The following is a 14749-nucleotide window of genomic DNA, read 5'->3' as shown; positions in this document are numbered from 1 at the left end:
CGGCCGGAGGCGCGAAGCCTCCGAAGAGCGGCATCCGACTTGTCTCCGTGTGTTAGCCTTTGCAAACATAGTAACTTTTTGCTCACAAACAATTGAATTTTGTTTCAAAACTAAAACTTTTTTTGTAATTTTGTGGAACTAACCAACATAAGCAATCATTTAATAGCTATAATATTTATTAACTCCATGATGCGGCAAAGGGTCGCTTAATTGTTCTTTACGGCAATGAGAGACCTGTCGCAACGTATTTTTATGAAGAAAAACTACTTACTAACACTGGTCATGACCACAGCGTTCATGACCGTGCAAGCACAGTCGGAGCCAGCGTTCCGGCTGGTGCAGCAGTCGTTATCCAATCCTGATAACGAACCTGCTCCCGTGTTTCCACTGCCAACAGAGCGACAAATGAAATGGCAGGAAACCGAGTATTACGCCTTTTTCCACTATGGTATGAACACATATACCAATATGGAGTGGGGAAAAGGTAACGAAGCCGAGAGCCTTTTTGCACCTACTGACAAGCCTAATCCGCGTCAGTGGCTTGAGGCAGTGCGTGATGCAGGTATGACGGGCGGCATCGCTGTGGTGAAACACCACGACGGATTCTGTTTGTGGCCCACAGAAACCACTAAGCACAGCGTTGTTGGTGCTGGCAACGAGAATGGCAGAACGCTCAATCTTCCAGAGTCGTTTGCGGCTGCTGCCAAGGCGTTGGATATGAAATATGGCTTTTATGTATCGCCATGGGATCGCAACTCTGCACTCTATGGCACGCCGAGATATGTCAGTGAGGTGTTCCTTAGACAGTGTGCAGAGCTGGCGCAGTATGGTACCGACCAGTTTGAGATGTGGTTCGATGGCGCCAATGGTGGCGATGGCTATTACGGAGGTCGCAATGTAACCGTTAGTGTAGACCGAGATACTTACTATGATGTGCCCAATCTGCGTGATTCTATACATAAAGTTTGTCCCGACATTATCCTCTGGGGAGTTGGCGGAGAAGCTCGATGGATAGGCAATGAACAAGGATGGGCTGGAGAAACCAACTGGAGTCCCGAGGACAGAGGATATGCTCCCGAGGGGAATGGTATGTACGGAACGGAGAACGGGTGGATATGGTTCCCCGGAGAGAGTGATGCCAAGTTCACCGACAAGGGATGGTTTTGGCACCAAGGTGAACGCCCCATGAGTGCCGAACGGACTTTCCAAATGTATCTTGAGACCGTAGGACGTAACTCCACCCTGATACTTAACTGTCCACCTGACAAGCGTGGACTACTGCCAGAAGCTACGGTAAAGGCATTGAAGGCGTCAGGCGACCTACTTAGAAAAAGACTCGGACACGACCTTGCGCCCTTGGCAACCGTCACAGTCACCGATCAGCGCGGCAATGGTGCAAACAGAGATTACAAGCCAAGCAATATGACCGATGCGAAAAAAGATACCTATTGGGCTGCCAGTGACGGTGTGACAACGGGTACTATCACCCTGACATGGAAGCAACCGCAAACCATTAGATATGTCTCCCTCATGGAGTATATTCGTTTGGGGCAGCGTATTCGCAAATTCCATTTAGAGATTTCCGAGGATGGGCAAACCTTTAAGCCCGTAGCACAGGGTGTTACAACCACCACGGTTGGATATAAACGCATTGTTCCTCTCAACGGTTCCACAGCCCAGAGTTACGGCACAGGCTACAAAGTCAAGGCTCTGAGAATAGTCATTGACGACGCCAAGGCGTGTCCGACTCTGCACACAGTGAGTGTATTTTAGTTCACAAGGCAGTTTGAAAACAATGAAAATATAGATAACGAAAACATCAAACACAATATATGAAAACCATCAAACACCTTATATTAATGGCTGGGATATTATTCCCACTCACAACAACGGCTCAGTCTATAGGGTTTGAGCAACAAGACTATAAGTCAATCGGCGTTTATGACACATGGGAACACTCGCCTTTCCGCACAGGAAAACTGCAAGGCAATGTCCGCATCATCGACAACCCGCACACTGAGACCGACGAGATATTAGGCGTAGCTCCCAATCCATCAGCCAAAGTTTTGGCTTTTCAACGTTCTCGATTCGCTTCTAACACCTTCGGAGCACGCATTGACCTTCAACAACCGTTGAAACTCACGCCAACTTTGCAGTACGTTCATGTCATGCTACACAAGCCTGTGGCTGGTCGAGTGATGCTCATCGGCTTAGGTAAACGCGTTGAGCGCAACGACCAATCAAAGGAGACGGAGCAGTTTTGGGTGCTATCTACCAACAAAGTTGAACCTGACCAATGGGTAGATGCCGTGTTTCCTATCAAAGGAGCGGAGGGAGTGGACGTGCATTCGCTCGTTGTAGTGCCCGACAATGAGTCTCCACACATGCTCACCGAAGATTTTGCTGTGTACATCGACTGTATTGAGGTAAACGACAAAGCCACCACGCAAACCCAACGTGAAGACTATCCGTTGAACATTGACAAGGAGACTCATTACACTCGTACCGACAGAGGACTGCTTAGCATTTTGCTCAACGGCAAGGAAGCAACGGTGGCTGGCAGCATAACGAAGCAAACGCCTGTCTACAGCTCGATTGACCAAGTTGATTTCATCGCCAAAGCAGGCGAAACTCTCCAGCCAGCTTTCAAATACAACGGCAATTGGATGCACGGATATGTTTATTTGGACTATGGCAGAGACGGGCGATTTGATACGAATTTGGCAGCCGATGGAAAGCCTGTTCAGGGCAGCGACGTGCTGGCTTATGCTTTTTATTCACAAAATCTTAATGACGATTCGCAAGGTTTCAATTCTTTGGGACAAGCTATTTCTGGCAATGACCGCAATGTTCTCAACCCACCAGCATTCACTTTGCCTGCCGATATGCAGCCAGGATTCTACCGTATGCGCTATAAGGTCGACTGGAACTGTATTGATGCGGGCGGAAATATATCCACTTCCAACAACATTATCAATAATGGTGGGGCTATTGTCGACATCCGACTCAATGTTCACCGTGACCAAGTGCACATCACCAATGCACAGCGTAATGGCGAAGTGTTCGATGTAGAAGGCAATTTTCTCAATAAGGATGTGCCTTTTGGTAAGCCAGTAACCATAAAGATGCGCCCTGAGAACGGGTTTACTTACAAAGGAATACGCGTTAGACATGGCTATAATCTACAAGGAGACAGCCTTATTCATGGCGTAGCTCAATATCGTGACGTGATTGTGAAGAAGTCGTCCTTCGACGAAAATGATAGCTATACCTTACCTGCTGAGCTTATTGACGGTGATGTTGTGGTAGAAGGATTGTTTGTAAGCATTGGTTCTCCAGAAGCAAACGATTTCTACAGCATAGCGTTCGACAAGAACCAACCCAACAAGCACGCTTCCAGAAGGCTTAACGCTGTGCGTCTGAATCAGCAGGAAGTAAATATCGACAACCCCAAAAACGTGTATCACGATTTGACGCAGCACGTTTTTGTGGCATCAGCAGGCACACAAGTCGCCCCTGGTGTCAACTACAGTGGCAGTTGGATGCAGACCTTGGTGTATGTGGATAAGAACAAGAATGGTTATTTCAATTGGAAACAGCCTCTCGATGGGGGACAACTGACGGCCGATAACGAACTGGTGAGCTTCAGTGCTGCCACTTGCAACGGGCAACCATACAGCAGTGATGGACAGCATTTGCAAAGTCTCGACCGACTCAATGCACCCAAATTCACCCTTCCTGATAATCTTGAGACGGGGCATTATATGATGCGGTACAAGATAGATTGGGACAACGTCGACCCCGAGGGCAACACTTCGGCAGGCAATCACATCGCCAATAACGGCGGAGCCATAGCAGATGTGCGGTTGTTTGTACACCACGGCGAACAAGGAACCGTCAGTTGTTCTTCGAAAAACGGAACGGTATTGACGCTCGAAGGACAAACTGTCAATGGCATCAAGGTGCCATACGGACAGTCTTTCACCGTGCAAATGAAGCCCGAGAAGGGCTTCAAGCTCGGTTCGGTGAAGGTACGACACGGCAACCTTGCCGCCACAGACTCGCTCGTCAATGGCGTGGCACAGTATGTAGAGACGGTCTTGGATGCCTCTGCCTGCCAATACGGACTGCTTGAGATTGCTCCCGGTTTGGTTGACGGCGACTTGCAACTGCAACCTTCATTTGTAAAAATGGGGCAAAACGAGACGGATGAAGAAGATTATGTGATGGTTTTTAACGATGAGTTCAATCAGGCAAACGGCACGTTTCCTGATCCAAAGCGTTGGAAGCCATCTGTAAGATACAGTGCAGCGTGGTGCCGATATGTTAGTTCTGACCCCAAAGTGGCTTTCATCAAGGACGGTTGTTTGGTGCTGAGATGTTTCAAGAATCCCGACAAGACGAAAGATCCCGCAGATATGCTTTCGGGTGCCATGGAAACACGCGACTTGTTTTCGTTCAAATATGGTAGGGTAGACGTGCGAATGAAGACCACACGGCACGCTGGAAACTTTCCCGCTGCCTGGATGATGCCGCAACCACCATGCGCAGAATGGCCTAATGCAGGCGAAATAGACATATTTGAAGCCATCAATATGAAGAATAAGGCTTATCATACCGTACACTCCAATTGGACATACAACTTGCATCACCGCTATAATCCTACCTCCAGCTTTTCAGAATATGTGGATGTAGACAATTTTCATGTGTACAGTTTGGAGTGGAACGAGGAAGAGTTGATATGGTATGTAGACGGAGTAGAGAAGGGACGATACCACAAGTCGAGCAATGACGATGACTTGCAAAAAGGTCAATGGCCTTTCAATGCGCCCTTTTATCTGATTCTTAACCAAAGTGTGGGCAATGGTCAATGGGCAAGCAATCCCGACATGGACTTTGTGTATGAATCAAGAGTTGACTATGTGCGAGTGTTTCAGCCCAAAAAATGGACAGGTATCGATTATGTGATAAGTGCGGATTCGGCACCTATTTCCAAAGGATACTATGACTTGCAAGGTCGAAAGGCAGACCATCCCATGAAAGGTGTCTATATTCATGATGGCAAGAAAATAGTCATCAAATAAGGGCTATGCCTTTTTTTCTGAACCCATATTAAATTCAAAGAAATGCCATTCATACTGTTTCGGTTCTACATCAGGCATTTATCATTATTTTTTTTCCCCATGAAGAAAACGCTATACACTATTCTTTTTTTGTTGTTGGGCAGTTTGTGTAACCTGAAAGCTGCAGAGTTCCCAAAAATCAGTACTGCTGACCATACGTTTTGGTATTTTATCCAGTTTGCTAACAGTCAAAATGTACTCACATCTCAGGGCGATGGCGTCAAGGTGCAAACCCACTCTATGACAGGACAACCTGCACAGTTGTGGAAGATAGAAGGCTCTGAGAGTGCTGGATTCACGCTTACTGACAAGACAGGAAGACATCTATATCTTAACAACACCGCCAAACAAGGCATGGCTTTCGCCTCCTCTAAGCACCAAGCTACTAAGTTGAAAATCAAGTCTTTGCCAAGTGGAAAATACGAAGTGACGCCCTACGACAACGGTGCCGTTGCTCTGAATCAATGGACAGGTCCTGGTGTAGGCCACGAAGTGGGCTTGTGGGACGTTGGTGATGTCAACAATCCACTGTCATTCACGCCCGAAAGTGCATTGGAAGCTTATCGCAATTTGCCTCGCTTGATACCTTATCCCTCTTCGCTTACCCTTGTTGAAGGCGAGACCTACGAACTCAGCCAACTGCATTCCATTACTTATACGAATGAGGTTACCCAGCAGCAAGCCACCGCCTTTGCCAAACAATTGGCTGCAACGGCAGGCATTCAGCTCAATGTCGAGCCTTGTACGACCGACCGAAAGGAGAACGCTATCAGCGTGGTCATAGACACCACCTTGCCCGATGAGGGCTATACCCTCATGGTGGATGCAAAGGGTGTACTGATAAAAACCAAAACAGATGCGGGATATTTTTACGCCCTACAAACTATTAAGCAGTTATTGCCCAATGCCTTTTATGAGAAGAAACCTGTGAGTGGTGCCGCTTGGACGTTGCCGCAATTGATCATTAACGATACGCCCGCCCTTGCCCATCGTGGTTTTATGCTCGATGTGGCACGCCACTTCTTCGACAAACACGAAGTAATGCGCATCCTTGACATCATGGCATTTTACAAGATGAACCGCTTTCACTGGCATCTTACCGACGACCAAGGGTGGCGTGTGGAGATACCAGAGTATCCTAAGCTGACAACCGTGGGAAGCAAGCGTGCCGGTTCGTTTGTGAATGCAGGTGGCAGTCAGCAGTTCTTCGATGATACCGAATATGGAGAGGGGATGTATTACACGCTCGATGACTTGCGCGAAGTAGTGAAATATGCACAGGAGAGAAACATTACGATTATTCCCGAGATAGACTTACCCGGGCACATGGTGGCTGCCGTGGCTGCTTATCCCGAGCTTAGTTGCGACCCCACCAAGACCTATCGTGTGCGAGTGCCTGGAGGTATATCAAAAGATGTGTTGAACATAGGCAAGGATTCTACCATCGATTTCTTAAAATGTGTACTCGGACATGTAGCAACTGTTTTCCCCGGACCTTACATTCACTTGGGTGGTGATGAATGTCCAACCGACCAGTGGCGCAACAATGCCGACTGCTTAGAAAGAGTTCGGGCTGAAGGACTTAGTGGGGTAGAGCAACTTCAGTCGTGGCTTGTCGAACTGTTGGGTGAATACTTGTATGATAATTACGGCAAGCAAATCATTGTGTGGGACGAGTTGATGGCGCATTGGCCTGCTACCAACAAGGTAAAGCCAGTCATCATGGCTTGGAATCACATCAATAAGAGTGCAGAAGCTGCCAATTTGGGCTTCAAGAGTATCGTTGTACCCTACCAGTCTCTGTATCTTGACATGATGCAAGTGCCGAAGAGCCAAGCCGATGTCAACGAGATTTATCAAGGTGGATGGGGTGATGGTTATGTGAACAGCGTACCCACTGTGTATAGTGTCAACCCAGTGAGTGCACTTAGCGGCAGGGAAGACTATTGCTTAGGTGTACAAGGAAACATGTGGACAGAGACCTGTAACGACAATACCCAGTTGGAGTATCAGTTGCTACCACGTCTGTTGGCTTTGGCTGAGACAGGGTGGTTGCCCGAAAGCAAGAAGAACTGGGTGAGCTTCTACCAGCGATTGCAGAAGCATGATGAGCTGCTCGACCGCATGGAGTATGTCTATGCCCGTCATTACATAGAAGCCAATCAAGACGCTTGGCAAACGGCAATCCAAGAAGCACAAATGTTGCTCGACACTACCACGCCTGGCGAAGCAGGCTATGTGTCGGCTGAAGCGCATCAGACTTTGTCGGAAACCTTGCAAAAAGCAAAGGATGGGACGGCAGACGTACAAGTGCTTGGCAACGCCATTGCACACTTCAAAGCTGTCGATGTCGTTCAACCACAAGAAAATGAGGTGTATCAAATCGTATCGGCTTCTACCTATTACAAGAAGCGTTATGTGGGTTCAGCGATGTACCAAAACCAGCAAGGTGTGCGTTTCCACTACACTCCACAAAACGAGCCTGAAGAACTGTGGCAGTTTGTCAAGACTGGAAAGGGGTGGAAAATACGTAATGCTGTCACTCAGCAGTACATACAACTGGCAGACTACAACAAGGCAGTGCGGATGAATGCCACAGATGCAACGGTATTTCGTCTCGACAAAGCCACTGTACCCGCAAAGCAATACGATTATGTGGCAGGTGCTATGGTGATGACGAATATCGCCAACTATTCTGTTACAGCGACAGGAAGCACACCTCGCTTGTTTGGACATCCTTCTGGCGATGTGGTTTCTTTCGACGATCCTATACTCTGCAATCCCGGCACGTGGCGATTGGTAAGGATTACTCAATACAAGCCATTGCTGGAAGCTTTGGTCAAGAAGTGTGACAAACTCATAGCAGGCAATGTTCCTCACCAACCCGGTAGTTTCACCGATGAGGCTGTGTCCTTCCTGAATGCGAAGGTAATTGTGCCAGCCCATGCACATCTTGCTGACGCAAAAGCCGTGAGCCATGCCGAATATATGGAATATGCAGCCTTGTATCAGCAGTTTTTGACCTTTCCACGCACTTCGGTAGTTGAGTCTTTAGACGAGGCGTACTGGTATAAGATACGCAACGGCTATTTTACCGATTATTATGCCAAGCTCAATCCTGCTGACAACAACGTTTATCCCGTGCGTACCACCGCCACCACAGACGATTTGTTATGGCGCTTTGTGAAGAATGCAGACGGAACGGTAGGAATTATTAGCAAGGTAGGAAAAGTCCCTGCCTGTGTGGGAAGTAGTGCGATAGATCAAACCATCCATGCTGGCACAACGTACAGTTGGAAGCTTTCTCCTTATACGACTGATGAAGGTCCCTCGGGTTTCAATATCATCGAGGCATCTGGGACGTATAGTTGGTACACCAATCCCAATGCCTTCCAAACGGTGTTGCTCAAGCCCCGTCATTGGGGAGCATCTATTTGGACCTTTGAAAAGCAAGCCGAGAAAGTCGCAAGTATTCCTCATACGGTGGCAGATGCAACCCAAGAAGCATATTACAACTTGCAAGGTGTAAAAATAGGTACGGATGAGAGTAAACTTCAACAAGGAGTCTATCTTTGTAAAGGTAAAAAAGTAGTGGTGCGATAACATTTATAAGATAGGAGGTAAGTATGGATAGCAATGCTTACCTCCTTCTCAATATCGTGATATTTTTACCACGGAAAACGTCCAAAAGGCAGCGTTTGTAAAGTTAGTGATACGCAGCATGGAAGAATAATTAATGCTGAATTTTCTTTACAAAGACCTTCTCAAAACTCGCGTGAAATCAACCAACCGCATTCTTGGTCGCAAATACGCGAGTTATGAGAAAGTTTCATAACTTGTTGATATTGAGAGTGCTACGTTTAAGTCGTCACTTTTTATCCCCATTTTTACCCCTATTTTTCGACTAAAGCAGTGAGATAAGCTTCTTATTTGCATGCTTTAATGCCCTTATGTCATGTGAATAACACCTCTAAAGAGTGTTTCTAAGATCGTTATGTCAATGTTTCAGTTTGAAGAGGCATTTATTTTGTTCAAATCAGACGATTTTTGCATGTCGTTTGCCTATTGATTTTTTCTATTTTGAAGATTTTAGATGGTCGATTTTTGGTAAAATAATAGGACAAATACCTCAAATGTCTTTACTCAAAAAGATAAGAATGTAAAAGTCACAATTCTATCATTGAAACGTCCGTGTTGTTACAACAAATGAAACAACGGAAAGCGAAAGAAGTAATTAGTGCGATTGATTTCATTCGTTTGAGCTGTTGTTGAAACAGTAGAACAAAGCTCGTTTTTTACAATGAAATATCTTTCTGAAAGGAAAAAGCCGTGTTGATGATACACAATATTGTTACCTCACACACTTATTCCGTTTGTAGCTAAGGCGCAAGAGCGTTGTAGAAATAGCTGAAAAGTGGTAGTAGGTTTGCTGTAAAGGCACAGCGGTTTGGATGTTCAATGCTCGTCATGTAAGGGACGGAACGAATTAATACGTTCTCTATTGATTAGCGTTGAGCAGTCGTTTACTGAAATATCTCACAGGATACCACACAGCTGCCCAGCCCACAATAATTACGGTTAGGAAGATAAAGGCAACATCCCAGTAGTGTACACTCACTGGATAGGCATTCACAACGAAACTGCCTGCTTGATGACCCAGTGATACCAATCCAAAAGTTTGTTGAAGCCAACACAGTAATAGTCCTAAGGCAATTCCAACGACAGCCCCGATGACGGCTATCATGCGTCCTTCATACAGGAATATTTTTGTGATTTGCTGATTACTGGCACCTAAGTTTTGCAACGTTATCACATCCTCTTTCTTATCAATCATGAGCATGGAAAGCGAACCGATGATATTGAAACAAGCAATGACCAAAATAAAAGTTAAGAAGAAATAGGCAATGATTTTCTCAATTTGCATAATCTTAAAGGTGTCTGCTTGTTGTTCGAAGCGATCCAATACCTTGTATTTATCGCCTACGATGTGTTGAATTTCCTTTTGTGTCTCCTTGAGGTCGCTCCCCGCTTTTAACCTCAGTTCCAACGAAGTAATTCGCCCTTTCATATCAAACAGCTGTCGTGCAAAGTCAATGGAGGTAATGATATGCCCTTTGTCGTATTTGGCTTGATTTACGGAGAACACCACACCTGGCGATAAAAGAGAATCAACGACAAACCCGTCTCCAGGATTTGACATATCCAACTGACCTATGCGTTTGGGCGCATAAATCTTGATAAAGCCGTCCCACGATGCTCCTACATCCAATGATTGTGCCAATCGGATGCCAAGAACACCATATTCTAAGTTGCCAGCATGTAGCTGATATTCTCCATCTCCATACAGAATATCTTTGATATGGGTTAAACTGTCAAAGTTGTCTTCTACTCCCTTAATCGTTACCATGGCTTGCTTGTCTTGATACATGGCGATTGCCATTTCTTCAACGTTTTCGGTGGATACCGCAACCTGTTTTAGTTGTTTCACCTGTTTCAACAGCTTGTCTTGTGCATCTGCCGATTTTCCTTGTGTTGGAACAATCTCTAATTGTGGATCAAAGTTTGTCAGAAACGATGCAACCAAGTCGTGAAAACCGTTGAATACACTCAGTACGATGACCAATGACATGGTGGCAACGGCAACGCCTATCATAGAGATGATGGAAATAACGTTGATAGCGTTGGTACTCTTCTTGGAGAAAAGGTAGCGACGGGATACGAAAAACGGGAAATTCATGCGTTACTTGTTCACTGATTTTGTGAAACTTTGCGGATTTACTTCTTCAACAGTTCGTCAATATGCTCAATGTAATCAAGACTGTCGTCAATGAAAAAGCGTAATTCGGGAATGATTCGCAGCTGGTTGCGCATTCTCGAACCCAATTCATAACGTATGGATTTGTTGTTCTTATTGATATTTTCTAAGATTTCATCGCCTTTTTCGGAGGGAAAGATACTCAAATAAGCCGTGCAAACGCTCAAATCAGGACTGACACGTACTCGGGTAACACTTACCATAACACCATGTGTAGCTCGAGTTTGTGACTGAAAAATAATAGCAAGTTCTTTCTGAAGCAATCTTGCAATGCGGTTTTGTCTTGTTTCTTGCATAAAACTTCTATTTTAAGGGTGTATCATTTTAGTGAAAGACAAAGATACTTATAATAGTTGACAATTAAATCTTTTTTCGTATTTTTGTGCCAATGGTGACAACTCCTCCAACAAAACCTCAGGCAAGAATATTGGAGTTAGATTTTCTCAAGTGTGTGTTTATTCTCTTGATGATAGTCTTTCATCTTGTCTATATTGGCAATCGTTATCCTGTTGCCAAGGCTTTTGTGTACACGTTCCACATGCCTGGATTTCTTATTATTTCGGGTTATCTGCTCCATGTACAGAAGCCTGTTCCGCAGTTCTTGCGATATATACAGTGGATTTTCGTACCTTATTTGCTGATGGAGAGTGGATATGTGGTCATGGCATCCGTCTTACCCATTCGTGAGCATATTCAGCAACTCACCTTTGGCTTGTTTCTTGATAAGCTGTTTTTACACCCTTTGGGTCCTTATTGGTACCTGCATACGCTGATGTTGTGTGGTATTGTTACTTATGTTGTTGCCCAATTTGCGAGTCATCATCGTGTGTGGATGCTGTTGAGCGTGTTGCTATGTTTGTGGGTGTTGGCACTTTTGGGACTTGTTACGTGGATCAATGCCGTGTATTTTTGTGTAGGTGTCGCGTTGCGTCTGTATCATCGACCTTTCGTTGATACATTCCACCCTGCCTGGTGGTCGTTCATAGGAATTGTATTAGTTGCCACTTGTGTGCCAAATGCGCTTCAAAGACACACCATGGGGGGCATGCTCATCGTATATTTCGTTATCTCTTTCTTGCTTTGGCTGTATCCCTATTTGCCCAAACGTGTAGCAAAAATCTCCCTTTTCATCGGTAGAAATTCTCTTATTTTGTTACTTTTCTCTCCCATGTTTACGGTGCTTTCCAAGTTGTTTCAGTCCTATCTGTTGCTCGAGCCGTCAGGAATGCTTTTCATGTTGGTGGCTTTGCTGTTTACGGTAGTCGGCAGTTTCACCGTTGCCTATGCCTTGCAAAAGTTGCATGTGGCACGGTATGTGTTTGGAAAGTCAAGGATTATCAAATGACAACCCATCTGTTAGTCTTTTTAAGAGCTTGTTTTCATTCGTTTAACTTCTTCCTGATGATGGTCAAACCGTCGCGAATGGGCAAGATAACTTTTTCCACACGTGCATCTTGTGCGATGAAATCGTTAAATTGAGCAATCCCTTGTGTCTGTGCATCATGTTGATAATGCGGATCTATCACATGTCCATCCCACAGCGTATTGTCGGCAAGAATGAATCCACCGGGTCGCAATAGCTTTAATACCGTTTCGTATGTCTCTATATAGGTGCGCTTGTCGCCGTCTACGAAAGCCATATCAAACACGATATTTAGCTTGGGCGCTTCCACATTTGCATCGCCAATGATGAAATGAATCTTTGATGCAACAGGACTGTTTTCTATCCATGGCCGTGTAAAGTCCTCCATTTCATCGTTGATTTCAAACGTATACAGTCGTCCATCTTCACCCAGTCCCTCTGCCATACAAATGGCACTGTAGCCACTAAAGGTACCGATTTCCAAGATATTCTTAGGTTGTATCATCTCTACGAACATCTTAAGCAGCCGTCCTTGCAAATGCCCACTCGCCATACGTCCATGCACGGTATGGATGTTTGTGGCTCTATAAAGTTGATATAGGTAGTCTCCTTCGGCATCTATGTGCGAGAGAAGATAGGTTTCTAAATCAGTATTCATAGCAAGTATTAGTTTACGAGTTTACAAGTTTACGAGTTGACGAGTTCACAAGTTGATAGTTGTTTGGTTGACCAGTTCATCAGCGTTCAGTTTGCAATCCATTCACTCGTGCACTTGTCAACTTGTGTACTCGTCAACTATCCAACTACTGCCTCTATTGCTAATCGATACGAATTCAGTCCAAAGCCTGCAATGACGCCTTTGCAAGCCGATGAAATCATGCTTTTATGTCGAAAATCCTCCCGTGAATAGACATTGGAGATGTGAACCTCTATCACTTCTGTCTTCAGAGACCGAATACAGTCGAGCAAGGCAATACTCGTGTGGGTATAAGCACCCGCATTGAGAATAATGCCATCGTAGGTGAAGCCTACTTCTTGCATTTTATCAATCAATTCGCCTTCAATGTTACTTTGATAATAGGATAGTTCTATCGCTGGATATTGGCTTTGCAAGTCCTCAAAAAAAGTTTGGAAAGAGGTCTGTCCATAGATGTCAGGTTCTCTACTTCCTAATAAATTGAGGTTTGGTCCATTGATAATTTGAATTTTCATAATTCGTATGATTTAGTTATCTTTGTATCGTTCATACATGTCTTGCCAAACAGAAGTCATCTGTGTGAATGCAAAGGGATGTGTATGTTGCAAAAATACGCATAAAAATGGAAAGTGACAAGAAAACAATCACAGATATTGTGAAGTCTTATACCCGCTATCTGAAGCTGGAACGCAATTACTCGCCTAACACTTTGGCAGCTTATCAAAACGATTTGAGCTGGCTGTTGTCCTTCTGCGAACAGCAAGAGATGAGCCCTTTAGACATGCAATTGGAAGACTTGCAGCATTTTGCAGTCCAGCTGCACGAACACCAAATAGGACCCACCTCGCAAGCTCGCATCTTGAGTGGCATTCGTTCGTTTTACAAATATCTGTTGCTGTCTGGTGAAATAGAACAAGATCCCACCGAATTATTAGAGTCTCCGCATCTCGGTGAACGTCTCCCAGAAGTGCTGTCTACCGATGAAATCGATCAAATACAGAAGAGTATCGACCTTTCAAAGCCCGAAGGACAGCGCAATAAGACGATTATAGAAGTGTTGTTCTCGTGTGGTTTGCGTGTTTCCGAGTTAGTGAATCTCAAACTTTCCAATCTCTATTTAGAGGAAGGCTTTGTCCGTGTCATGGGAAAGGGAAGTAAAGAACGCTTGGTGCCAATTTCTTCAAAGGCGATAAGGGAATTGCAATATTGGTTTGTGGATCGTAATTTAATGAAGATACAACAAGGAGAAGAGGATTATGTGTTTCTCAATCGACGCGGAAAACACCTCACTCGAACCATGATTCTCATCATGCTCAAGCGACAAGCAGTAGCAGCTGGTATTACAAAAACTATTTCTCCTCACACCCTTCGTCATTCTTTCGCCACCGAATTGTTGAAAGGTGGTGCTGATTTGCGTGCCATTCAAGCCATGTTGGGACATGAGAGCATTGGAACAACCGAGTTATATATGCACATTGATACCACCACTTTGCGTGAAGAAATATTGCAACATCATCCGCGAAACATGAAGGAAAGGGACGATGACAACGAGGAAAAGGAGGATGAGCAATAGTCTTGAGGGCGGCAACTCTATTTTCTTTAATCTTTTTTTGACAAAGCCTGTTTCTTGTAAAGGAACATTTTGTACCTTTGCAACTCAATAATAAAAAGTTTTAAGTTACTATGTTTGCAAAGGCTAACACACGGAGACAAGTCGGATGCCGCTCTTCGGAGGCTTCGCGCCTCCGGCC

The 14749-nt window shown here is 45.0% G+C and carries 9 protein-coding genes; 5 read left to right on the top strand and 4 right to left on the bottom strand.

The window, feature by feature from the left end:
* Positions 1-252 precede the first annotated feature (252 nt).
* From DEM91_RS10295 to DEM91_RS10285, 3 genes are all read left to right on the top strand, one after another.
* Positions 253-1773 carry an alpha-L-fucosidase gene (locus DEM91_RS10295; RefSeq protein WP_249858867.1) on the top strand — a complete coding sequence of 507 codons (1521 nt, stop codon included), beginning with the start codon at positions 253-255 and terminating at the stop codon, positions 1771-1773.
* A 59-nt stretch (positions 1774-1832) separates the two neighbouring features.
* Positions 1833-5084 carry a glycoside hydrolase family 16 protein gene (locus DEM91_RS10290; protein WP_249858866.1) on the top strand — a complete coding sequence of 1084 codons (3252 nt, stop codon included), beginning with the start codon at positions 1833-1835 and terminating at the stop codon, positions 5082-5084.
* 99 nt (positions 5085-5183) lie between these two features.
* Positions 5184-8726, top strand: a complete 3543-nt coding sequence (locus tag DEM91_RS10285; protein WP_249858865.1) for a beta-N-acetylhexosaminidase — start codon at positions 5184-5186, stop codon at positions 8724-8726.
* 895 nt (positions 8727-9621) lie between these two features.
* Here the strand turns inward: DEM91_RS10285 and DEM91_RS10280 are convergent.
* Positions 9622-10860, bottom strand: coding sequence for an FtsX-like permease family protein (locus tag DEM91_RS10280; RefSeq protein ID WP_249858864.1), 1239 nt, complete (start codon positions 10858-10860; stop codon positions 9622-9624).
* A 38-nt stretch (positions 10861-10898) separates the two neighbouring features.
* Entirely contained in the window at positions 10899-11234 is a 336-nt protein-coding gene (gene rbfA, locus DEM91_RS10275; RefSeq protein ID WP_008123770.1) for a 30S ribosome-binding factor RbfA, read from the bottom strand.
* Positions 11235-11365: 131 nt separating this feature from the next.
* On the opposite strand from rbfA, the gene DEM91_RS10270 reads away from it, so the two are divergent.
* Complete coding sequence (locus DEM91_RS10270; RefSeq protein WP_249858863.1) at positions 11366-12283, top strand: acyltransferase family protein; 918 nt, start codon at positions 11366-11368, stop codon at positions 12281-12283.
* Positions 12284-12317: 34 nt separating this feature from the next.
* Here DEM91_RS10270 and DEM91_RS10265 read toward each other — a convergent pair whose 3' ends face one another.
* The gene (locus DEM91_RS10265) at positions 12318-12959 is read right to left on the bottom strand and encodes an O-methyltransferase (RefSeq protein WP_249858862.1); all 642 of its coding nucleotides are present in this window, start codon (positions 12957-12959) and stop codon (positions 12318-12320) included.
* Positions 12960-13096: 137 nt separating this feature from the next.
* Positions 13097-13513 carry a type II 3-dehydroquinate dehydratase gene (aroQ, locus tag DEM91_RS10260; RefSeq protein WP_025072166.1) on the bottom strand — a complete coding sequence of 139 codons (417 nt, stop codon included), beginning with the start codon at positions 13511-13513 and terminating at the stop codon, positions 13097-13099.
* Between the two features lie 107 nt (positions 13514-13620).
* On the opposite strand from aroQ, the gene DEM91_RS10255 reads away from it, so the two are divergent.
* A complete protein-coding gene (locus DEM91_RS10255) occupies positions 13621-14571 on the top strand; it encodes a site-specific tyrosine recombinase (protein ID WP_249858861.1) in 951 nt (316 codons plus the stop codon).
* Positions 14572-14749: the final 178 nt, after the last annotated feature.

The sequence above is a fragment of the Prevotella sp. TCVGH genome (assembly GCF_023522295.1).
GTDB classification, from domain to species: domain Bacteria; phylum Bacteroidota; class Bacteroidia; order Bacteroidales; family Bacteroidaceae; genus Prevotella; species Prevotella timonensis.
Note: the sequence above shows the minus strand (reverse complement) of the source record. Positions and strands in the feature narration are given on the sequence as shown.